The 21,158-nt window shown below is 72.3% G+C and carries 17 protein-coding genes; 14 read left to right on the forward strand and 3 right to left on the reverse strand.

Annotation, left to right across the window (positions count from 1 at the left end):
• Window positions 1-16 precede the first annotated feature (16 nt).
• The 5 genes from ACLU3S_RS13840 to ACLU3S_RS13860 all read left to right on the forward strand — a co-directional run bounded on the left by ACLU3S_RS13840 (window position 17) and on the right by ACLU3S_RS13860 (window position 5,094).
• Window positions 17-1,144, forward strand: coding sequence for a 1-aminocyclopropane-1-carboxylate deaminase/D-cysteine desulfhydrase (locus ACLU3S_RS13840; protein WP_413952102.1), 1,128 nt, complete (start codon window positions 17-19; stop codon window positions 1,142-1,144).
• Window positions 1,145-1,503: 359 nt separating this feature from the next.
• On the forward strand, window positions 1,504-2,253 hold the full coding sequence (locus tag ACLU3S_RS13845) for a PP2C family protein-serine/threonine phosphatase (protein ID WP_413952103.1): 750 nt from the start codon (window positions 1,504-1,506) through the stop codon (window positions 2,251-2,253).
• Window positions 2,254-2,347: 94 nt separating this feature from the next.
• Window positions 2,348-2,626: a hypothetical protein gene (locus ACLU3S_RS13850; RefSeq protein ID WP_413952104.1), complete on the forward strand. Its 279-nt coding sequence runs from the start codon at window positions 2,348-2,350 to the stop codon at window positions 2,624-2,626.
• A 96-nt stretch (window positions 2,627-2,722) separates the two neighbouring features.
• Window positions 2,723-4,246, forward strand: coding sequence for a tRNA (N6-isopentenyl adenosine(37)-C2)-methylthiotransferase MiaB (miaB, locus tag ACLU3S_RS13855; RefSeq protein WP_413952105.1), 1,524 nt, complete (start codon window positions 2,723-2,725; stop codon window positions 4,244-4,246).
• A gap of 134 nt (window positions 4,247-4,380) precedes the next feature.
• Complete coding sequence (locus ACLU3S_RS13860; protein WP_413952106.1) at window positions 4,381-5,094, forward strand: class III extradiol dioxygenase subunit B-like domain-containing protein; 714 nt, start codon at window positions 4,381-4,383, stop codon at window positions 5,092-5,094.
• Between the two features lie 328 nt (window positions 5,095-5,422).
• Here ACLU3S_RS13860 and ACLU3S_RS13865 read toward each other — a convergent pair whose 3' ends face one another.
• Complete coding sequence (locus tag ACLU3S_RS13865) at window positions 5,423-5,701, reverse strand: antitoxin (RefSeq protein WP_413952107.1); 279 nt, start codon at window positions 5,699-5,701, stop codon at window positions 5,423-5,425.
• Window positions 5,702-5,725: 24 nt separating this feature from the next.
• Window positions 5,726-6,007, reverse strand: a complete 282-nt coding sequence (locus ACLU3S_RS13870) for a hypothetical protein (RefSeq protein ID WP_413952108.1) — start codon at window positions 6,005-6,007, stop codon at window positions 5,726-5,728.
• Between the two features lie 183 nt (window positions 6,008-6,190).
• Between ACLU3S_RS13870 and miaA the strand changes: the two genes are divergently transcribed.
• The 6 genes from miaA (at window position 6,191) to hflX (ending at window position 14,801) form a co-directional block, all read left to right on the forward strand.
• Complete coding sequence (gene miaA, locus ACLU3S_RS13875; RefSeq protein ID WP_413952109.1) at window positions 6,191-7,129, forward strand: tRNA (adenosine(37)-N6)-dimethylallyltransferase MiaA; 939 nt, start codon at window positions 6,191-6,193, stop codon at window positions 7,127-7,129.
• Window positions 7,130-7,237: 108 nt separating this feature from the next.
• Window positions 7,238-7,828: a hypothetical protein gene (locus ACLU3S_RS13880; RefSeq protein WP_413952119.1), complete on the forward strand. Its 591-nt coding sequence runs from the start codon at window positions 7,238-7,240 to the stop codon at window positions 7,826-7,828.
• A 350-nt stretch (window positions 7,829-8,178) separates the two neighbouring features.
• Complete coding sequence (gene dapF / locus ACLU3S_RS13885) at window positions 8,179-9,048, forward strand: diaminopimelate epimerase (protein WP_413952110.1); 870 nt, start codon at window positions 8,179-8,181, stop codon at window positions 9,046-9,048.
• Window positions 9,049-9,331: 283 nt separating this feature from the next.
• The gene (locus ACLU3S_RS13890; RefSeq protein WP_413952111.1) at window positions 9,332-11,521 is read left to right on the forward strand and encodes a RelA/SpoT family protein; all 2,190 of its coding nucleotides are present in this window, start codon (window positions 9,332-9,334) and stop codon (window positions 11,519-11,521) included.
• An 85-nt stretch (window positions 11,522-11,606) separates the two neighbouring features.
• Window positions 11,607-13,118, forward strand: coding sequence for a M1 family metallopeptidase (locus ACLU3S_RS13895; protein WP_413952112.1), 1,512 nt, complete (start codon window positions 11,607-11,609; stop codon window positions 13,116-13,118).
• Between the two features lie 189 nt (window positions 13,119-13,307).
• Window positions 13,308-14,801 (forward strand): GTPase HflX, encoded by a 1,494-nt coding sequence (gene hflX, locus ACLU3S_RS13900; protein WP_413952113.1) that lies wholly within the window; start codon window positions 13,308-13,310, stop codon window positions 14,799-14,801.
• A 69-nt stretch (window positions 14,802-14,870) separates the two neighbouring features.
• Here the strand turns inward: hflX and ACLU3S_RS13905 are convergent, their stop codons facing one another.
• Complete coding sequence (locus ACLU3S_RS13905; RefSeq protein ID WP_413952114.1) at window positions 14,871-16,100, reverse strand: trypsin-like serine peptidase; 1,230 nt, start codon at window positions 16,098-16,100, stop codon at window positions 14,871-14,873.
• Between the two features lie 378 nt (window positions 16,101-16,478).
• Between ACLU3S_RS13905 and ACLU3S_RS13910 the strand changes: the two genes are divergently transcribed.
• The 3 genes from ACLU3S_RS13910 (at window position 16,479) to ACLU3S_RS13920 (ending at window position 20,904) form a co-directional block, all read left to right on the forward strand.
• Window positions 16,479-17,930: a diaminobutyrate--2-oxoglutarate transaminase family protein gene (locus tag ACLU3S_RS13910; RefSeq protein ID WP_413952120.1), complete on the forward strand. Its 1,452-nt coding sequence runs from the start codon at window positions 16,479-16,481 to the stop codon at window positions 17,928-17,930.
• Between the two features lie 255 nt (window positions 17,931-18,185).
• Window positions 18,186-20,138: an IucA/IucC family protein gene (locus ACLU3S_RS13915; protein WP_413952115.1), complete on the forward strand. Its 1,953-nt coding sequence runs from the start codon at window positions 18,186-18,188 to the stop codon at window positions 20,136-20,138.
• A 55-nt stretch (window positions 20,139-20,193) separates the two neighbouring features.
• Complete coding sequence (locus ACLU3S_RS13920; protein ID WP_413952116.1) at window positions 20,194-20,904, forward strand: GNAT family N-acetyltransferase; 711 nt, start codon at window positions 20,194-20,196, stop codon at window positions 20,902-20,904.
• Window positions 20,905-21,158: the final 254 nt, after the last annotated feature.

The raw sequence follows: 21,158 nt of genomic DNA on the forward strand, positions 1-21,158 counted from the left end.
GGCTAGCTTATCCAAGGTGAAGAGATCATTGCTTGTGCTAATGGAGGGAGTGACTGACGCTGAGTGCATGGACATCACGCACTTCGACACCGCGATCAACAAGCTCCCCCGGCGCCGGGTCGGGTTCTATCCCACCCCGTTCCACGCCTTGCCCAACCTGTCGGCGGCGTACGGAATCAACTTCTTCATGAAGCGCGAGGACCTGGCAGGACCCAGTGCGATCAGCGGGAGCAAGATGCGCCTGGCCGAGTTCATTCTGGGGCGGGCCCTCGAGAACGGAGTGACACACGTCATCACCCAGGGCGCATACCTGACCAACTCGGGTCTGCAGTTCGCCGCCGCCTGCCTCAGCGCGGGAATCACGCCGATCCTGGTTCTGACGCGCAACGTGCCCCGGCACGGCGAGCTCGACGAGTTCCGCGGCAACTATCTGCTCAACAGGACGATGGGCGTCGAAACCCACGTCATCAACGTCAACGGCAACGAATGGCATGCTCCGGACGAGGCGGCGCGGATCACCGAGACCATCGCGGTGCGCAAGGCCGAACTCGAAGCGCAGGGGCACAAGGTCCTCGTTGTCGGGGCCGGTGGCGCGCACCCCGACGGCTTCATCGCGCACGCCCTGACGTTCCGGGAGATGCTCGAACAGTCCGACGCCGCAGGGGTCGAGCTCGACTACGTCTACCACACGATCGGCACCGGGACCGCGCTCCCGGGGATGCTGGCGGCCAAGCTGGCCCTGGGACACCCGGTGAAGCTCCGGTCGATCTCCATCCAGAGGCTCAGTGACTCGGACCGGATGAACCCCGGCGTGATCGTCGAACGGACCAAGGCGGTGCTCGCCACCCTGGGCGCGTCCGTACCCGACGACGCGACGATCCGCGCCGAGATCGACATCGACCAGCGCTTCATCGGCGAGGACTACGCCGTCGCATCCGCCGAAAGCACGGCAGCCATCCGCGAGCTGGCCCGAGCAGAGGGCGTCTTCGTCGGCCCTGTCTACACCGGCAAGGGACTCGCCGGACTGCTCGACCACGCCCGCAGCGGACGGATCCCCGCCGGCAGCGACGTCGCGTTCCTGCACACCGGAGACACCGGCAACCTGTTCGAAATCCCTCAAGTTGTCGGCCACATCGCCGACTGAGCCCGCACCCTGCCGGTCGCGCCCGCCGTGGATCTCCCGACGCGGCCTCGGACCGCCGCGTCTCGCCGACGAGGAACCCGAGACCAACACCTGGCGGCTTCTGCGCTCACCTCGGCGGTATCCCTCGTAGGGCGTGTGCTTCGAGGGTGAAGGCCGCGGGCGGCACATCGTGTTCGCCGGCATCGGCCGGCAGCGCCGCCCACTGTGCCCCGGTGAGGCCGTCGAAGGCAGCACGGACGGTGAGGCGCATGCGACGGCGAGGACCCCGGCACGCTCCTACCCTGGAGCCATGACCGACGGCGGCCGGAGCCGCAGGGGAACCCACCGCGGCCGGCCGTGCGGGAAGGCGGTGGCGTTCCATGCGGTACGTGGCTGTCAGCGCGCTCAGCCATCCCGGGCTGGTCCGCCGGCGGAACGAGGACAGCCTCGTGGCCGGGCCGTGGACGCTGTGCGCCACGGTGACGGAGAGTCCGCAGACCCTGGTCTTCCCGGTGGGGACGCCCCTTGTCGTCGCCGTCGCCGACGGACTCGGCGGGCATCCCGGCGGCGACGTCGCCAGCTCCCTGGTCGCCCGCCGGATCGCGTCCATCGGCCCCGCGCTGAGCAGCGAGGACACCGTCCGCGACGCCTTGAGCGCGTGTAACCGCGCCGTGTACGAGGCCGCCGGCGGCGACGAGGCGGACGAGTTCGCGGCCATGGGCACGACGGTCGCCGGCATCGTCCTGCAGCCCGGCTCGCTGCTGACGTTCAACGTGGGCGACAGCCGGGTCTTCGCGGCCGGGAGCGACGGGCTGCGCCAGGTGAGCGTCGACGACAGCCCCCCGCTCGGACCCGGGCAGCGCACCACGTCCCTCGTCACCCAGTGCCTGGGTGGCAGCCGCTCCTACCGCCCCGTCCACCCCCACGTCTCAGCGGCGCCCCTGGCTCCCGGCGACCGCTACCTCGTCTGCACCGACGGCCTGACCGACCCCGTGCCGGTGGACGTACTCGACGAGGTGATGGGGGAGCACGACGACGGCCGGGCGGCCTTCGAGCTGTGGCGGGCCGCCATCGCCGCGGGCGGACCCGACAACATCACGCTCGCGGTCGTACGCGCCGTGGACACGTAGGTGCGCGCCGGTGCACCGCACCACCGGGCCGAGCAGTTTGACCGACTCGCCCGTGGTCACAGCCGGCGGCCTCACGACGGCCTACCGTGGAGGCATGACCGAGATCGTCGTCTACGAACTCGACAGGCCGGCGGGAAGGCGCTCGTCCACGGGCCCCGCGCATGGCGAGGCACGGCCCGTCCGCAGGGTGCACGCGGCGCCTGCGGCCCCGGGATCCCGTACCGAAACGGGGCCCCGGACCCTCTGCGGCAAGGACACCTTCGCCATGCAGACGGCCGGCTGGAAGCCCTCCGAACAGCCCGGCGCGCCCTGGTACCCCGTGGAATACGCGTCCGTGGTCTGCCCGGACTGCGATGCCGTGATCGAAGCCTGACCCGTATCCGCTGCCCGTCGTCACCGCGGCCCGGTGATGCAGGCCGGAGCCGGAAGGCCGCGGCTGCCATGGTCCGCAACCGCCTACCCTTGACGCATGACCAGCAGCAGCGACCGGAGCCCGGCAGTGGACGTCTCAGCACCCAAGAGCTATGAAATCCGCACCTATGGGTGCCAGATGAACGTCCACGACTCCGAGCGATTGGCCGGGCTGCTCGAAGAGGCCGGGTACGTACGGGCGCCGGAGGGGGCCGACGGCGACGCGGACGTCGTCGTCTTCAACACCTGTGCCGTGCGGGAGAACGCCGACAACCGGCTGTACGGCAACCTCGGCCGGCTCGCCCCGAAGAAGGCCTCGCGGCCGGGGATGCAGATCGCCGTCGGCGGCTGCCTGGCACAGAAGGACCGCGACACCATCGTGAAGAGGGCGCCCTGGGTGGACGTCGTCTTCGGCACGCACAACATCGGCAAGCTGCCGGTCCTGCTGGAGCGCGCCCGCGTCCAGGAGGAGGCGCAGGTCGAGATCGCCGAGTCCCTGGAGGCGTTCCCGTCCACGTTGCCGACCCGGCGGGAGAGCGCCTACGCGGCCTGGGTGTCGATCTCCGTCGGCTGCAACAACACCTGCACCTTCTGCATCGTCCCGGCGCTGCGCGGCAAGGAGAAGGACCGGCGCCCCGGCGACATCCTCGCGGAGGTCGAGGCGCTGGTCGCCGAGGGTGTCTCCGAAATCACGCTGCTCGGCCAGAACGTCAACGCCTACGGCTCCGACATCGGCGACCGCGAGGCCTTCAGCAAGCTGCTGCGCGCCTGCGGGACCATCGAGGGCCTGGAGCGCGTGCGGTTCACGTCCCCGCACCCCCGTGACTTCACCGACGACGTCATCGCCGCCATGGCCGAGACCCCCAACGTCATGCCGCAGCTGCACATGCCGCTGCAGTCCGGTTCGGACACCGTCCTGAAGGCGATGCGCCGGTCGTACCGGCAGGAGCGCTACCTCGGGATCATCGAGAAGGTGCGGGCCGCCATTCCGCACGCCGCCATCACCACCGACATCATCGTGGGCTTCCCCGGCGAGACCGAGGAGGACTTCGAGCAGACGCTGCACGTCGTCCGCGAGGCGCGGTTCGCGCAGGCCTTCACGTTCCAGTACTCCAAGCGGCCCGGCACCCCGGCCGCGACCATGGAGAACCAGATTCCCAAGGAGGTCGTCCAGGCGCGTTACGAGCGGCTGGTCGCCCTCCAGGAGGAGATCTCCTGGGAGGAGAACAAGAAGCAGGTCGGCCGCACGCTCGAGCTGATGGTCGCCGAGGGCGAGGGCCGCAAGGACGGCGCCATGCACCGGCTGTCCGGCCGCGCCCCCGACAACCGGCTGGTCCACTTCACCAAGCCGGAGCAGGAGGTCCGGCCCGGTGACGTGGTCACCGTCGAGGTGACGTACGCCGCCCCGCACCACCTCCTCGCCGAGGGCCCCGTCCTCGACGTGCGCCGCACGGGCGCGGGGGACGCCTGGGAGAAGCGCAACGCCGCCGAGGCCGCCAAGCCGGCGGGCGTCATGCTGGGCCTGCCGAAGGTCGGCGCGCCGGCCCCGCTGCCGGTCGCGAGCGGGTGCGGCTGCGACTGAGATTCCGGCACGACGGACGGGCGGGAGCGGAGCGAGCCGCGGTACGGCTCTGTGGTCGGCCCGTCCGACGTGCTCGTGGTCGACGTGCTCCTGGAGGACTGACTCGGCCGTCGTACGGCGTTACGCTGCCGATCATGCTTGTCGCCGCCGCCGTCTGCCCCTGCCCGCCGCTGCTCGTGCCCGAGGTCGCCGCGGGTGCCGCTCCCGAGATGGCCGCCGTGCGGGCGGCGTGCGCGGACGCGTTGGGCGTGCTCGCCGCCGCGCGCCCGGACCTGCTGGTGGTCGTCGGGCCCGCCGGGAAGAGCGGGCGCGGGCCGTTCCCGCAGGGCACGCCGGGTTCCTTCCGCGGGTTCGGGGTCGACGTGGCCGTGCGCCTGGGGCCCGGCACGGGCACCGTCCCCGAACGTGAGCTGCCGCCGTCGCTGTCCGTCGCCGGGTGGCTCCTGGAGCGCACCGGCTGGGCGGACGCCCCGATCGAGGGGCTCGGCGTGGGGGAGACGCTCGCGCCCGAGCGGTGCGCCGAGGCCGGACGGGAGATCGCCGCCCGCGCCGGGCGCGTGGCACTGCTGGTGATGGGCGACGCCAGCGCGTGCCGCACGGTCAAGGCGCCCGGCTATCTGGACGAGCGTGCGGCACCCTTCGACGCGGCGGTCGCGCATGCACTGGGAGCGGCGGACGTCGTGGCCGTCCAGGCGCTGGACCCGGACCTGGCGTACGAGCTGAAGGCCTCCGGCCGCGCCCCCTGGCAGATCCTGGCCGGCGCCGCCGCGGGCGCGGGCCTCAACGGTGCCCTGCTGTACGAGGACGCGCCGTACGGGGTGGGTTACCTGGTCGCCGCCTGGTCCTAGCGGGCCGGGGGCTTTCGCTCACGAGCGGACGCTGTGCGCGTGAGCGGCGGAGCCGCGTGCTCCGGCTTCGTGCGACCACTTGAGGAGCGCCTTGACGGCCCACGCGCTCGGCGGAGGCGGGCGCCCGGCCGCCTTGGCGCGGGCGACCCGCGCATTCCCGCCCTCGCACCCGGCGCGTCTCCGCACCCCGCACCCCGCGCGCCGCGTCCCGGCATGCCTGTGCGGACGCGGCGGACGGCCGGGAGTCGTTTCGCTCCGCGGCCGTCCGCCGGTCTGTGTGCCGTTTTCGGGGAGCCCGGGAAGGCCGGGCCCCGGAGACCCAGGTGGCTCAGGAAGCCGGTGGTGGGCCCTCCGGGTGGGTGGGGGGCGTCGCCTGGCCGGTGTCGGCCGCCGGGCCTTCCTTGTGCGCGAGGCGGTCCATCGCCTCCTTCGCCTTGCCCGTGCCCGCCTGGATCCTGTCGCTGTACTTGCCCTTGGTCCGCTCGTCGACGGCCTTCGCGGCCTTGTCGATGCCGTGCTGGACCTTGTCCCCGTGCTGCCGGGCGAGGTCCGACACCTTGTCCTTGGCCGGAGCGAGCCTGGCCTTCATGTTGTCCAACAGACCCATGGTCCACCTTCCCTCGCGGGACAGTTACGTGCGGGCGCCCTCGCCGGCCTCGCTGTCGGCGGCCTCCTCGGCGGACTGCTGCCTGGGGATCGCGGTGCCCTCGGCCGCCTCCTCCGTACCGGCGTCCGACCGCTCCGTCCGAGCCTCGCGACCGCCCTCGGCCTCAGCCGCCTCGGCCCCCTTCGCCTCCGCCGACTCCGTTTCCTCCGCCTCGGCCTTCTCCGGTTCCGCACCGGCCTGTGCCTCGGCGGCCGACGCCTCCTGAGTCGCCTTCGACCTGCCGAGGAGTCGTGCAAACACGCCCATATCCACTCCATACGGTACTCGTGCGGGCGAAATCCCGCGTCACCCGGTGCGTACAGTTGCGCCGCCCGGGTCACCGCCTCCGGCGCACCGGCAGACGGCACCTCACCTCGGGCAACGACCCGGAAACCGCCCCGTCACGTAACTCGTTCGAGTCCGCGCCATCAGGTTTGCGAGACTGTTGCGGTGAGCAGTGCATCCCCCGCGCCCCGCGTCATCGCCGTCGTCGGACCCACCGCGGCCGGAAAGTCCGATCTCGGCGTCTTCCTGGCCCAGCGGCTCGGCGGCGAAATCGTCAACGCCGACTCCATGCAGCTGTACCGAGGGATGGACATCGGAACCGCCAAGCTGACGCCCGAGGAACGCGCCGGCATCCCGCACCATCTGCTGGACATCTGGGACGTGACGGTCACCGCCTCGGTCGCCGAGTACCAGAAGCTCGCCCGCGCGCGGATCGACGCACTGCTCGCCGAGGGCCGCTGGCCGATCCTGGTCGGCGGCTCCGGCCTGTACGTCCGCGGGGCCGTCGACAATCTGGAGTTCCCCGGCACCGACCCCGAGGTCCGGGCCCGCCTGGAGGAGGAGCTGGCGCTGCGCGGCTCGGGCGCGCTGCACGCCCGCCTGTCCGCCGCCGACCCGGAGGCCGCGCGCGCGATCCTGCCCAGCAACGGCCGCCGTATCGTCCGGGCCCTGGAAGTGATCGAGATCACCGGCCAGCCCTTCACCGCCAATCTGCCCGGGCACGACTCGGTGTACGACACCGTCCAGATCGGCGTCGACGTGGCCCGGCCGGAGCTGGACGACCGGATCACGCGGCGGGTCGACCGGATGTGGGAGGCCGGCCTGGTCGACGAAGTGCGCGCACTGGAGGCGCAGGGCCTGCGCGAAGGACGCACGGCGTCGCGTGCGCTGGGTTACCAGCAGGTGCTCGCGGCGCTCGCCGGGGAGTGCACGGAGGGGGAGGCGCGGGCGGAGACCGTGCGCGCCACCAAACGCTTCGCGCGCCGCCAGGATTCCTGGTTCCGGCGCGATCCCCGTGTGCACTGGCTGAGCGGGGCCGCCGCCGACCGCGGGGAACTCGCGCAGCGGGCTCTGGCGTTGGTCGAACGGCCGGTCACAGCCTGATCACGTCATGGCATCGGGATGCGCCGCCGGTCATCGGGGCCTTCGGCGCCATGCCATCATCGAGCTTCGATCGACCAAGTGGAGTCCTAGTTGGGAGGGCGCGTGGCGATGGAGGCCGGCCCTCGCGACACCGCACAAAGTACCGAGCATCTCACTACCGAGGGTGACGAACCGGGCCGCGGTGAGGACCGCCAGGGCAGCCGGGTGAGCGGAGACCGTCTCGCACAGGCGCTTCCGAGCGAGGAACGGCCGATCGAAGAACGTCCGGCCGAGGGCTCGCTGACCGACGACGGTCCCGACGAGACCGCGGACGGCGTGACCGCCGACGGTCCGGCGCCCGAGGAGATGTACCCGGGCGGGCCGGAAGTCGAGGTCGAGCTGCGCCCGCAGCGCCGACTGCGCATCTGGCAGCTCGCGCCCATCGTGGGGCTCTCCGCCGTGGGCTCCCTGATGTTCGCCTTCCCGCTCGCCTTCGACTTCGGCGACAGCGGTGCGGTCATCGCCATGCTCGGCCTGCTCATCTGCTCCTGTGCCGCGGGCTGGGGCACGACGGCCGCCCGCCGGGTGGGCTACACCTGGCCGGGCCTGCCCCCGCGAGGCTCCGGTCGCCGCCCCGACTGGCGCGTCGTCCTCGGCTACGTACTGCTCGTGGCCGTGGCGGTCGTCCTCGCCGTGTGGCGCGTGGCCCGCCTGCGCTAGCCGCCACCGAACAGAGCGTCCCCGGCGCCGACCGCAGCCACGGACCCCGAGTCTGCGCGCCGCGCATTCCCCGTCGGGCGGGACCGCGGATTCCCTGTTGGGCGAGGCGGCGCATCCCCTGCCGGCCGGGACCGCGCATTGCGCGTCGGGCGAGGCGGCGCATCCCCTGCCGGCCGGGACCGCGCATTGCGCGTCGGGCGCGGCGGCGCATCTTCCGCAGGGCGAGGCGGCGCATCCCCTGCCGGCCGGGACCGCGCATTCCCCGTCGGCCGACGCGGCGCAACCGCCGCCGGCCGAGACCGCGCATCCTCGGCGCCACCGCTGTCGTACCGAACCCGTACGATCGAGGAATGAGCACGCGGATCGCCTTCCTCAAGGGTCACGGCACGGAGAACGACTTCGTGATCGTTCCGGACCCGGACAACGCCCTCGACCTGTCCCCGGCCGCCGTCGCCGCCCTGTGCGACCGCCGGGCCGGGATCGGCGGCGACGGCGTGCTGCACGTCGTGCGGTCGGCCGCGCACCCCGAGTCCGAGGAGATGGCCGCGGAAGCCGAGTGGTTCATGGACTACCGCAACGGCGACGGCTCGATCGCGGAGATGTGCGGCAACGGCGTCCGTGTGTTCGCCCGCTACCTCCAGTACGCGGGTCATGTGGGCGAGGGTGACCTCGCGATCGCCACGCGCGGGGGCGTGAAGACCGTCCACATCGCCAAGGACGGGGACATCACGGTCGGCATGGGCAGCGCCCGCCTCCCCGAGGGGGACGTCACGGTGCGCGTCGGCGAGCGCAGTTGGCCCGCGCGGAACGTGAACATGGGCAACCCGCACGCCGTGGCGTTCGTGGCCGACCTCGCCCACGCCGGCGACCTGTACACCCCGCCGCCGGTCAGCCCGGCGGACGCCTACCCGGACGGCGTCAACGTCGAGTTCGTCGTCGACCGCGGCCCCCGGCACGTCGCCATGCGCGTGCACGAGCGCGGCTCCGGCGAGACCCGCTCGTGCGGCACCGGCGCGTGCGCCGTCGCCGTGGCCGCCGCCCGCCGCGACGGCGCGGATCCGGCGGTCACCGGCACCCCGGCGACGTACACCGTGGACGTGCCCGGCGGCCGTCTGGTCATCACCGAGCGTCCCGACGGCCGGATCGAGATGACCGGGCCCGCCGTCATCGTCGCCGAGGGCGAGATCGACGGCGAGTGGCTGGAAAACGCCCTTCGCTGACCGCATGAAACGACGTCAGGAGCGGTGACCCGCACCACGATCAGCGGTTCCGCAGGTCCGGGACGGATCGAAACCATGGCCCCGCCCAAGCTGGTTGGCGCAAATCTCAAACCTCCTTCGCGTCGCTCGAATGGGTGATCCGTTTCACGCTCGGCGAGAGGCGGTCGGTCGCACGTGGTGGGCTCGATAGCATCAAGCACCGGCACGGACGGGGGAACGTCGCCATCCCTGAGCCGCGCATGCCCTGGGGCTCCGTCCGCCGGTCCACGAGCCGGAGGTGCCCATGAGTGCGGAGGCCACGAACCCTGCGAGCCCGGGCCCGGTAGTGCCCACGGCGCCGACCCCGTCCGTGGCGCCCGCGACACCCCGCCGGAAGTCCCGGCCCAGAATCGACCTGAGGCGCCTCGGACGGGCCGCGCTGCTCGGTCCCAACGCCCGCGACAGGCTGCCCGACGCCATCAGTCACGTCGTGGAGGCCCACCGCGCCCACCATCCCGACGCCAACCTGGAACCCCTGCGCCGCGCCTACGTCCTGGCCGAGTCCTCGCACCGAGGTCAGACGCGCAAGAGCGGTGAGCCGTACATCACCCACCCGCTCGCGGTGACCCTGATCCTCGCCGAACTCGGCGCCGAGACCACGACGCTGACGGCGTCCTTGCTCCACGACACCGTCGAGGACACCGATGTGACGCTGGAGCAGGTGCGGGAACAGTTCGGCGAGGAGGTTCGTTATCTCGTCGACGGCGTCACGAAACTGGAGAAGGTCGACTACGGGGCCGCCGCCGAACCGGAGACCTTCCGCAAGATGCTCGTCGCCACCGGCAGCGACGTGCGCGTGATGTCGATCAAACTCGCCGACCGGCTGCACAACATGCGCACCCTCGGCGTGATGCGCCCCGAGAAACAGGAGCGGATTGCCAAGGTCACCCGGGACGTCCTCATCCCGCTCGCCGAACGCCTCGGCGTGCAGGCCCTGAAGACCGAGCTGGAGGACCTGGTCTTCGCCATCCTCCACCCCGAGGAGCACGAGCGGACCAGGCAACTCATCGCGGAGAACGCCGCCCGCGGGGACGACCCCCTCGCCGAGGTCGCCGACGAGGTGCGCGGCGTGCTGCGCGACGCCGGCATCACCGCCGAAGTCCTCATCCGCCCCCGGCACTTCGTCTCCGTCCACCGCGTGGCCCGCAAACGCGGTCAGCTGCGCGGCACCGACTTCGGCCGCCTGCTGGTCCTCGTGAACGAGGACGCCGACTGCTACGGCGTCCTCGGCGAACTGCACACCTGCATGACGCCGGTCGTCTCGGAGTTCAAGGACTTCATCGCCGTACCCAAGTTCAACCTGTACCAGTCGCTGCACACCGCCGTCGCCCTTCCCCAGGCTCGAACCGACTCGCCCGGGGGGACCCCCATGGCCGCCCAGGTCGTCGAGGTCCTCATCCGCACCCACCAGATGCACAAGGTCGCCGAGGCCGGCGTCATCGCGCTCGGCAATCCGTACGCCCCCGGTGCCGACGACCCCGCCGACGGCGAGCGGGCCGACCCCACCCGCCCCGGATGGCTCTCCCGCCTCCTGGAGTGGCAGCAGGCCGCCCCCGACCCCGACACCTTCTGGTCCACCCTGCGCGAGGACCTCGCCCAGGACCGCGAGATCACCGTCTTCCGCCCCGACGGCGGCACCCTGGGCCTGCCCGAGGGCGCCACCTGCGTGGACGCCGCCTACGCGCAGTACGGCGAGGACGCGCACGCCTGCATCGGCGCCCGCGTCAACGGCCGCCTGGCGACCCTCAGCACCGTCCTGAGGGACGGCGACACCGTGCAGCTCCTCATGGGACAGGACCCCGCCTCCGAGCCGTCCCGCGAGTGGCTGGAGCACGCCCACACCCCGGCCGCCCGCATCGCCATCCAGCGGTGGCTCGCGACGCACCCCGGCGGCGGGGCGCAGACCGAGGAGCCGACCGGCACCCGCGCCGAGCCCGCCGCCACCCGGCCCGTGGAGAACGCTCCCGCGGCCCGGCCCCGGCGCGCCGACGTACTCGTGGACCGGCCCGGGGCCGCCGTACGCCTCGCCGGGTGCTGTACGCCCGTGCCGCCGGACGACATCACCGGCTTCGCGGTACGCGGGGGAGCGGTGACCGTGCACCGGGCGGAGTGCGCCGCGGTGGAGCACATGAAGAGCAGGGGGCGCGCGGAGGTCGGCGTGCGCTGGGGGGACACCACCGAGTGCCGCGTCACCCTCGTCGCCGAATCGTTCGGCCGCCCCCACCTGCTCGCCGACCTCACCGAGGCCATCGCCCTGCAGGGCGCCGAGATCGTCTCCGCCACCGTGGAGCCGCCCAGCCAGCAGCGGGTGCGCCACACGTACACCCTCCAGCTCCCCGACGCGGCCCGTCTCCCGGCCCTCATGCGCGCCATGCGGGACGTGCCCGGCGTGTACGACGTCAGCCGCGCCCAGTACCAGGCGCCGGGCTCCTGAAGACGGCGTCCCCGGACCAACCCGTTCGGGTGGGCCGGGCGCGCGTCGCCGCGGTGGGGTCCGCGGCCACTGGTAGCGGTGATCCATGCTGCTCAACCCCCGCCCCCGGCCCAGCGCCCGTCCCGCCGGACATCGCAAGGCCGCGCTGCTCGCCTCCGCCGCCTCCGTCTGCCTCCTCGCCGCCGCGGCCCCGCCCGTGCCCCTGGGCGTCGGCGACCGGCTCTATCCGTACCTGGGCAACCCGGGCTACAACGTGGCGTCGTACGAGGTGGACCTCACCTACCCGGGCACCCACGACAAGCCGCTCGAGGCCGTCACCACCATCAACGCCTGGACGACCGCCGACCTGGACCACCTCAACCTCGACTTCGCGCACGGCACCGTCCGGTCCGTCGACGTCGACGGACGCCCCGCGGACTTCGCCAGAGCCGGAGACGACCTCGTCGTCACCCCGGACCAGCCCCTGCGCCGGGGCGGCTGGACCCGGATCACCGTGCGGCACACCAGCGACCCCGCCCCCGTCAAGGACCAGGACGGCGGCTGGGTGCGCACCTCCGACGGCCTTGCCATGGCGAACCAGGCCGACGCCGCCCACCTCGTCTTCCCGTGCAACGACCATCCGTCCGACAAGGCGATGTTCACCTTCCGGATCACCGCCCCGAACGGTTACACCGCCGTCGCCAACGGTCTGCCCACCGGAACCGAGCGGGTCGGCCGCAGCACCACCTGGACCTACCGGACCCGGCACCCCATGGCCACCGAGCTGGCCCAGGTCTCCATCGGCCGCTCCGCCGTACCGCACCGCACCGGCCCGCACGGGCTGCCCGTCCGCGACGTCGTGCCCAGCGGCGACCGCAAGACCCTCGAACCGTGGCTCGCCAAGACGCCCGACCAGATCGCCTGGATGGAGAGCAAGGTCGGCCCCTTCCCGTTCGAGACGTATGGCGTGCTCATGGCGCAGGCCACCACCGGGTTCGAACTGGAGACGCAGACCCTCTCGCTCTTCGAGAAGAACCTGTTCACCGAGCCCGGCTACCCCAAGTGGTACGTCGAGTCCGTCATGGTGCACGAGCTGTCCCACCAGTGGTTCGGCGACAGCGTCACCCCCCGCACCTGGTCCGACGTGTGGCTGAACGAGGGGCACGCGACCTGGTACGAGGCGCTGTACGCCGACGAGAAGGCGCACCAGCCCCTGGCGGACCGCATGAAGGCCGCCTACGCCGAATCCGACCGCTGGCGCGAGGCCGGCGGCCCGCCCGCCCGGCCCAAGGCGCCCGCCCCCGGCGAGAAGATCAGCATCTTCCGGCCCAACATCTACGACGGCGCCGCGCTCGTGATCTATGCCCTCCGCCAGGAGATCGGCCGCCCCGCCTTCGAGCGCCTGGAGCGGCTCTGGGTCCGCGAGCACCGGGACTCCACCGCCACCACCGGCGACTTCGTCCGCCTGGCCTCGCTCGTCGCCGGCCGCGACCTGAGCGGCTTCCTGCAGGGCTGGCTGTACGGGGACAAGACGCCGCCCATGCCCGGTCACCCGGACTGGAAGCAGGCGCCCCCCGCCAAGTCGGCGAAGCCGCACCGGCCCCGGTCCCCGAAATGACACGGCGGATCACGAAGCGTGGCCCGCGATAACACGGTGACGGGACGCGCCGCCTCGTGCGACCATCTTCGGGTCGGCGCGACACGGGACGCGGGAATCTCCCGGGGTACTCGCGCGTTGACCTTAGAGGCGGACGACCGACCGCCGTACCCAAGCCACAGCGGCGCTCCCATCGACGTTAAGGACCCAATGACCTCCTCTTCTTCCCCTTCCCAGGACACCAAGCGCCTCGCGCACGCCTACCCGGAGGGGCTTCGGGCCGATGCCCTGATGGAAGAGGACGTCGCCTGGAGCCACGAGATCGACGGCGAGCGGGACGGCGACCAGTTCGACCGCTCCGAGCGCGCGGCCCTGCGTCGCGTGGCGGGCCTGTCCACCGAGCTGGAGGACGTCACCGAGGTCGAGTACCGACAGCTCCGCCTGGAGCGGGTCGTGCTCGTCGGGGTGTGGACCTCCGGGACCGTGCAGGACGCCGAGAACTCCCTCGCGGAGCTGGCCGCCCTCGCCGAGACCGCGGGGGCGCTCGTGCTCGACGGCGTCATCCAGCGCCGCGACAAGCCCGACGCGGCCACCTACATCGGCTCAGGCAAGGCCGAAGAGCTGCGTGACATCGTCATCGAGACGGGCGCGGACACCGTCATCTGCGACGGTGAGCTGAGCCCCGGCCAGCTGATCCACCTCGAGGACGTCGTCAAGGTCAAGGTCATCGACCGTACGGCCCTGATCCTCGACATCTTCGCCCAGCACGCCAAGTCCCGAGAGGGCAAGGCGCAGGTCGCGCTCGCGCAGATGCAGTACATGCTGCCGAGGCTGCGAGGCTGGGGCCAGTCGCTGTCCCGCCAGATGGGCGGCGGCAAGGGCGGCGGCCTCGCCACCCGTGGCCCCGGTGAGACCAAGATCGAGACGGACCGGCGGCGGATCCGCGAGAAGATGGCGAAGATGCGCCGGGAGATCGCGGACATGAAGACCGGCCGCGAGATCAAGCGCCAGGAGCGCCGGCGCAACAAGGTGCCGTCCGTGGCCATCGCGGGCTACACCAACGCCGGCAAGTCCTCCCTGCTCAACCGCCTCACGGGCGCCGGCGTCCTGGTCGAGAACGCGCTGTTCGCGACCCTGGACCCGACCGTGCGCCGGGCGGAGACCCCGAGCGGCCGGCTGTACACGCTGGCGGACACCGTCGGCTTCGTCCGGCACCTGCCCCACCACCTGGTCGAGGCGTTCCGCTCCACCATGGAGGAGGTCGGCGACTCCGACCTGATCCTGCACGTCGTGGACGGCTCGCACCCGACCCCGGAGGAGCAGCTCGCCGCCGTGCGCGAGGTGATCCGGGACGTGGGCGCCACCGACGTGCCCGAGATCGTCGTGATCAACAAGGCGGACGCCGCCGACCCGCTGGTGCTGCAGCGGCTGCTCAGGATCGAGAAGCGGTCCATCGCGGTCTCGGCCCGCACCGGCCAGGGCATCCAGGAACTGCTCGCGCTGATCGACAACGAGCTGCCCCGCCCCGCGGTCGAGATCGAGGCGCTGGTGCCGTACACCCACGGCAAGCTCGTCGCCCGGGCCCACACCGAGGGCGAGGTGATCTCCGAGGAGCACACCGCGGAGGGCACCCTGCTCAAGGTCCGGGTGCACGAGGAGCTGGCGGCGGACCTGGCGCCGTACGCGCCGGTCTCCGCGGCCTGACACCCGAGCAGCACAAGGGGCCCGCCGCCCCTCGGGGCGGCGGGCCTTCCTCATGCCGTGGGCGCGGTGCTACCGCCCGGCGAACTTCTTGCTGACCGACTGGTACACGCCCTTGGCGACGTCACCCAGCCGGGGACCGGCCAGCCAGCCGGACGTCACCGGGCCGATGGACGTGTTGGACACCAGCGCCGGCTTGCCGTCCGCGCCGGTCTCCACCCAACCGCCGCCGGAGGAGCCACCGGTCATCGTGCACCCGATCCGGTACATCGTCGGGTCGGCCTGGCTGATCGACAGCCGGCCGGGCTTGTCCTGGCACTGGTACAGCAGCTGGCCGTCGTACGGAGCCGCCGCCGGGTAACCGGACGCCGTGATGGCGTTCACCTTGGGCACCGCGGGCGCGTCGAAGTTCACCGGCAGCGCCCCGCCGACCGTCTCCTCCAGCGACTTGCCGCCGTTGCCCTGTTCCGGCGTCACATGGATGACGGCGAAGTCGTAGGAGGCGCCGTTGCCGCCGGTCTCGCCGCCCTGGTCGATCCACTGCTGGGAGGTCTGCGCGGCATCCGCCCACCACACGCCGTAGGGGGCGATGTCGGACCTGGTGGCGTTCTGCAGCTGGGCCGCCGATCTGCCGGCGTTGTTGTACGACGGCACGAACGCGAGGTTGCGGTACCAGCCGCCGCTCTTGCCTGCGTGCACGCAGTGGCCCGCGGTCCAGACGAGGTTCGACTTGCCCGGGTGCGCGGGGTCCTCCACGACGGTCCCGGAGCACACCATGTGGCCCTGGGGGGAGTCGAAGAACACCTTGCCCGAGGTGGCCGCGTTGGTGTGGTACGGCGGTGCGACCGCCCGCGCCTTCACCGGCTGCGGGGCCGGGTCCGTCACGCCCTGGTCACCGGAGATGTCGTTGTCGTCGACGTGCTTGGCGGGGTCGTTGGCGTGGCGCATCCGGTTCGGGTCCCACAGGCCCTTGATGATCGGGTTGATGAAGTCGTTGGCCTCGCGCAGCCAGTCCTGCCTGTTCCAGTTCTTCCACTCGCCGTGCTTCCACTTGTCGAGGTCGATCCCGTGCTCCTTGAGCCTCTTCTTGAGGTCGTCCGGGATACGGATCTTTCCGTCGCCGGGGCCCGCCACGGTCGCGGAGGCGGACGGCGTGCCGTCGGCGTGGTCGTCGCCGTTGCAGGCGGTGGCGGTCAGCGCCAGCGCCGAGGCGAGGGCGACCGCCGCCAGCGAGGACGAGGTGCGGCGGGCACCGGCGCCCCTCCCTCGCCGAACGGTGAACGACGGCCGTATGGATCGCATGCTCTTGACTCCCCCTGTGGTAAAGGAACTCGGCGCTTCGGCCGTGCCATCGGCCGGGAACCCATGGGGGGTTCATGCCGACCGCACGACCTTCTCGGAACGGCACCACACACTATGCGTTCGCGGTGGGGGACTTCCGATGGAACGGCAACGGTTTCGCTACGAGCTGTCCGACCTGCCGCGTCGTCCTCGCCCGCACCTGTGCCGACCACCTTGCGCACGCTCCCGTCGGGGCAACGATCCGGAGCGAGGCCGTAACCCGATGCGCGGTCCGCGGTTGTAGGCGGTGGGGGTGCCGCTGCCTGCAACCGGTCCCCGTGGATCAACTCGCCTGTGCACCAGCGGGGAGGACAACGAGCCGTGACCGTTACCGAGTCGATGGCCGAAGGCGCCTGCGGGGAATCGCCTGCCGCGCACGAGGGGATTCTGCGACGCCAGTCGGCGCGCGAGTCCTCGGCGCGCACCTATGCACGGGCCCTGCCCATCGTGCCCGTCCGGGCGCGCGGACTCACCATCGAGGGTGCCGACGGGCGCCGCTACCTGGACTGCCTCTCCGGTGCCGGGACCCTCGCCCTCGGCCACAACCACCCGGTCGTGCTGGAGGCCGTGCGCAGGGTCCTCGACTCCGGCGCGCCCCTCTCCGTCCTCGACCTCGCGACCCCCGTCAAGGACGCCTTCATCACCGAGCTGTTCCGCACCCTCCCGCCCGGCCTCGCCGACCGGGCCCGCGTCCAGTTCTGCGGACCGGCCGGCACCGACGCCGTCGAGGCCGCCCTCAAACTGGTCCGGGCCGCGACCGGGCGTACCGGCATCCTCGCCTTCACCGGCGCCTACCACGGCATGACCGCCGGCGCGCTGGCCGTCTCCGGTGGCGCCCCCGACGTCCAGGTCGCCCGCCTGCCCTATCCCCAGGACTACCGCTGCCCCTTCGGCGTCGGCGGCCCGGCCGGCGCCGAACTCGCCGCCCGCTGGACCGCGTCGCTCCTCGACGACCCCAAGTCCGGTGTACCGCTGCCCGCCGGGATGATCCTCGAACCGGTCCAGGGCGAGGGCGGAGTGATCCCCGCTCCGGACGACTGGCTGCGCAGAATGCGGCAGCTCACGGCGGACCGGTCCATCCCGCTGATCGCCGACGAGGTGCAGACCGGCGTCGGCCGGACCGGCGCGTTCTGGGCCGTCGAGCACAGCGGCATCACCCCCGACGTCATGGTCCTGTCCAAGGCCATCGGCGGCAGCCTGCCGCTGGCGGTGATCGTCTACCGCGACGATCTCGACGTCTGGCAACCCGGCGCCCACGCCGGCACCTTCCGCGGCAACCAGCTCGCCATGGCCGCGGGCACCGCCACCCTCGCCCATGTCCGGGAGAACGGCCTCGCCGACCGGGCGCGGCGGCTCGGCGCCCGCATGCTCGGCCAACTCAGGGAGCACCTCGGCGCGTTCGATTGCGTGGGGGAGGTGCGGGGGCGGGGACTGATGATCGGAGTGGAACTGGTGGACCCGGAAGAAGCCGAAGCTGCCGACGCCGGGCCCGCCACCGGCGACGGACACGCGGCGCCTACCGGGTGGGAGAGGACCCGCTCGCCGCTTCCCGCCGCGCCCGCACTCGCCGCGGCCGTCCAGCGCGAGTGTCTCCAGCGCGGGCTCATCGTGGAACTCGGCGGCCGCCACGCGGCCGTCGTCCGGCTGCTTCCTCCCTTGACGATCAGCGACGAGCAGGCGGCGGCCGTCCTGGACCGCCTGGCCGACGCGGTGGCGGCGGTGAACCGCGACCAGCAGGCGCACGGCCCACACCACCGACGACGTCACGGCCCCGCCCAGCGCGCCGGCTGACCACCGCCGCCGCCGCGCACGGCTCCCGCACCCGGCGAGCATCCTCGGGCCGCGCTCCAAGCCCACAGCAACCACCCCTTTCACCCAGGAACGCCGACACGGCGTCCCGTGACCGACCGACAGCCATCGCCCCCGCACCCGCCCTCCCGCGTCGGCGCCGCGCAATCCGAGGCGACCGCCGCCGACCGGGAAGCGGCGTGCGAGCAGACGACAGAGAGACCCCGCACTCATCCCAGCCCAGCGCGAGGAGCCGTCATGAACGCCACCCCCACTCCCGACGGCCGTTCCGGTGCCCCCGACGAACCGGGAGACTCCGGGGCTCCGGTGCCGTTCGCCGAGTCGGTCCCGCCGCAGAGGAGACGGAACGCGGACCTCACCCGGCGAACCCGGGCCGGCGCCGACTCGCTGGACCATCCCGATCCCCGCACCGCGGCCGAGGCGGCCGCCGTGGAGAACCTCCTGCGGTGCTGGGCACGCGAGACCGACCTCCCCGCCCCCACGACCGGCACGCTTCGGATCCCGCTGCCCGCCAGCGGCACCTGCCTGATCACTCCGGTCCGCTACTGGTCCCCGACGGGCTGGCACCGCTTCGGTCCGCCCCGGTTCGCCGACGCGCCCGAGACCGCCCCTCCCGTCGACGCCGTCACCCTCGCGGCGCTGCTCGCCAGGGAGAGCCCCGGCACCGGGGGCCGCACCGACCGCACCCCGGAGACCAGCGACGAACCTCACGGTCAGGGCGACGACGGCGGCCTCGCGGCCTGGGTGGCCGACTCGCTGCGTCGGACCACCACCTTCATCCGCGCGCGGCGCGAATACCCCGCCGACGGCCCGGACCGCTTCCTCGGCGCCGAACAGTCCCTTCTCCTCGGCCACCCCCTGCACCCGACTCCCAAGAGCCGGGAAGGCCTGACCGACTCAGAGGCGCGTCTCTACTCCCCGGAGCTGCACGGCTCCTTCCCCCTGCACTGGATGGCTGTCGCCCCCTCTCTGCTCGCGACCGACTCGGCCTGGACCGAGCGCGGCCGGCCCGTCCCCGCCGATCACCTCATCCGGCGTCTCGCCGGGACCGCACTGCCCCTGCCCGACGGATACACCGCCCTGCCACTGCACCCCTGGCAGGCCCGAGAGGTACGGCACCGCGAGGCCGTCGCCGCCCTGCTCGACGCCGGGCTCCTGAGGGACCTGGGCACCCACGGCCCAGCCTGGCACCCCACCTCCTCCGTACGCACCGTGCACCGATCCGGCGCCCCCGCGATGCTCAAGCTGTCGCTGGGCCTGCGCATCACCAACTCCCGCCGCGAGAACCTCCGCAAGGAACTCCGGCGCGGCGTCGAGGTGCACCGACTGCTGCGCGCCGGGCTGTCCAAGCAGTGGCAGGCCGCACACCCCGGCTTCGACATCGTGCGTGATCCCGCGTGGCTCGCCGTCGACGACCCGGACGGCCGACCGGTGCCCGGGCTCGACGTGATGATCAGGCACAACCCGTTCGCCCCGGCCGAGGACGTCGGCTGCGTCGCCGCGCTGGTGTCGCCACAGCCCGTCGTCGAGCCGGTCCAGGGCTCCTCCGCCGATCAGCACGCTTGGTTCGAGCGGTCCCGCTTGGCCCGGCTCGTGGCGCGGCTCGCGGCGCGCTCCGGCCGGCCCGTCGGAGCCGTCGCGGCGGAGTGGTTCCTGCGCTACCTGCAGCAGGTCGTCCGTCCCGTGCTCTGGCTGGACAGCGAGGCCGGCATCGCCCTGGAAGCCCACCAGCAGAACACACTGGTCCTGCTGGACGGCGACGGCTGGCCCGTAGGCGGCCGCTACCGTGACAACCAGGGCTACTACTTCCGCGCGTCCCGGCGCGCCGACCTCGACGCCCTGCTGCCCGGTATCGGCGAGCGCAGCGACACCTTCGTCTCCGACGAGGTCACCGACGAACGCTTCGCCTACTACCTTGCCATCAACAACGTGCTCGGTCTGATCGGCGGCCTCGGCTCCCAGCGCCTTGCCGACGAGCGACTGCTCCTTGCGGCATTCCGCCGTTTCCTCACCGAACTCGTCTCGGGCCCCGCTCGGCTGCGCACCTCCTTGCCCGGTCTCCTGCTCGACTCACCCGTCCTGCGCTGCAAGGCCAACCTGCTGACCCGCCTGCACGGCCTCGACGAACTCGTCGGCCCCGTCGACACCCAGTCCGTGTACGTCACCATTCACAACCCCCTTCATTCGTAAGCGCCATCACCAGGGCCTTCACAAGCGCCTTCGTAAGTACAGAGAGGAGCGCACCGTGCCTCCCACCGACGCGAGCGCCGGCACCGCCTCCACCCCCGTCGAGCCCGGCCTCGGTGCCGATTCCGAATCCGGCGAGGACACGCTCGACCTTCGCCTGCCCGCCCAGTTCGTCAGCCTCTTCGCCGGAGGGGCCGCCGATCTCCTCGACCGCATCCACGCCTGGGGGCCGGTCGCCACCCCCGTCGGCTCCTTTCAGTTGGTGCCCCTGCATATCGAGCGAGACCTGCCGGTCGTCCACCGCTGGATGAACGACCCCGCCGTCGCGGAGTTCTGGGAGCTGGCCGGACCTCCGCACCGGACGGAGGACCACCTGCGCACCCAACTGGACGGCGACGGGCGGAGCGTGCCGTGTCTCGGAGTACTGGACGGCACCCCCATGAGCTATTGGGAGATCTACCGGGCGGACCTGGATCCACTGGCCCGCCACTACCCGATCCGGCCCCACGACACCGGGATCCACTTGCTCGTAGGCGATGCCGGTGACCGGGGACGGGGACTGGGCTCCACACTGCTCAGAGCCGTGGCCGACCTCGTCCTCGACCGCCGCACCACCTGCGCCCGCGTCCTGGCGGAACCCGATCTGCGCAACACCCCCTCCATCGCCGCGTTCCTCAGCGCCGGCTTCCGGTACGCGGCCGAGGTCGACCTGCCTGGCAAGCGGGCCGCCCTCCTGATCCGTGACCGAGTCCTGCGCGATGTGCTGTAGCTTTCCGTGATCGGGCGCACACTTTGAGTACGAACGGCGGCGGTGCCTGGTTCCCGAGTGCCGAAAAAAATCCGCCGGAGCCATCCGGCACCCCGGAGTCCGGAGACCAGCAGCCGCCGGAAGCGTGGCTGCCCGACCGGGCCTGCCCCGGTCCCCGGCCCTTGCACGCCAGTGAGCCACCACCCGGACCCGTCGCCTTACGGCCGACCCGCTTCACGATCCACCTCAGCCCGTCCGCTTCTCCACCCGCCCGT

Origin of the sequence: Streptomyces sp. AF1A, assembly GCF_047340315.1 — a bacterium.
Classification (GTDB): domain Bacteria; phylum Actinomycetota; class Actinomycetes; order Streptomycetales; family Streptomycetaceae; genus Streptomyces.

Coding starts and splice junctions, on each gene's coding strand:
- ACLU3S_RS13860 (WP_413952106.1), top strand. CDS start 4,381: ATGCTTGTCGCCGCCGCCGTCTGCCCCTGCCCGCCGCTGCTCGTGCCC.
- ACLU3S_RS13915 (WP_413952115.1), top strand. CDS start 18,186: ATGAACGCCACCCCCACTCCCGACGGCCGTTCCGGTGCCCCCGACGAA.
- ACLU3S_RS13880 (WP_413952119.1), top strand. CDS start 7,238: ATGGAGGCCGGCCCTCGCGACACCGCACAAAGTACCGAGCATCTCACT.
- dapF (WP_413952110.1), top strand. CDS start 8,179: ATGAGCACGCGGATCGCCTTCCTCAAGGGTCACGGCACGGAGAACGAC.
- ACLU3S_RS13850 (WP_413952104.1), top strand. CDS start 2,348: ATGACCGAGATCGTCGTCTACGAACTCGACAGGCCGGCGGGAAGGCGC.
- hflX (WP_413952113.1), top strand. CDS start 13,308: ATGACCTCCTCTTCTTCCCCTTCCCAGGACACCAAGCGCCTCGCGCAC.
- ACLU3S_RS13890 (WP_413952111.1), top strand. CDS start 9,332: ATGAGTGCGGAGGCCACGAACCCTGCGAGCCCGGGCCCGGTAGTGCCC.
- ACLU3S_RS13910 (WP_413952120.1), top strand. CDS start 16,479: ATGGCCGAAGGCGCCTGCGGGGAATCGCCTGCCGCGCACGAGGGGATT.
- ACLU3S_RS13870 (WP_413952108.1), bottom strand. CDS start 6,007: ATGGGCGTGTTTGCACGACTCCTCGGCAGGTCGAAGGCGACTCAGGAG.
- ACLU3S_RS13865 (WP_413952107.1), bottom strand. CDS start 5,701: ATGGGTCTGTTGGACAACATGAAGGCCAGGCTCGCTCCGGCCAAGGAC.
- ACLU3S_RS13845 (WP_413952103.1), top strand. CDS start 1,504: ATGCGGTACGTGGCTGTCAGCGCGCTCAGCCATCCCGGGCTGGTCCGC.
- ACLU3S_RS13905 (WP_413952114.1), bottom strand. CDS start 16,100: ATGCGATCCATACGGCCGTCGTTCACCGTTCGGCGAGGGAGGGGCGCC.
- ACLU3S_RS13895 (WP_413952112.1), top strand. CDS start 11,607: ATGCTGCTCAACCCCCGCCCCCGGCCCAGCGCCCGTCCCGCCGGACAT.
- miaB (WP_413952105.1), top strand. CDS start 2,723: ATGACCAGCAGCAGCGACCGGAGCCCGGCAGTGGACGTCTCAGCACCC.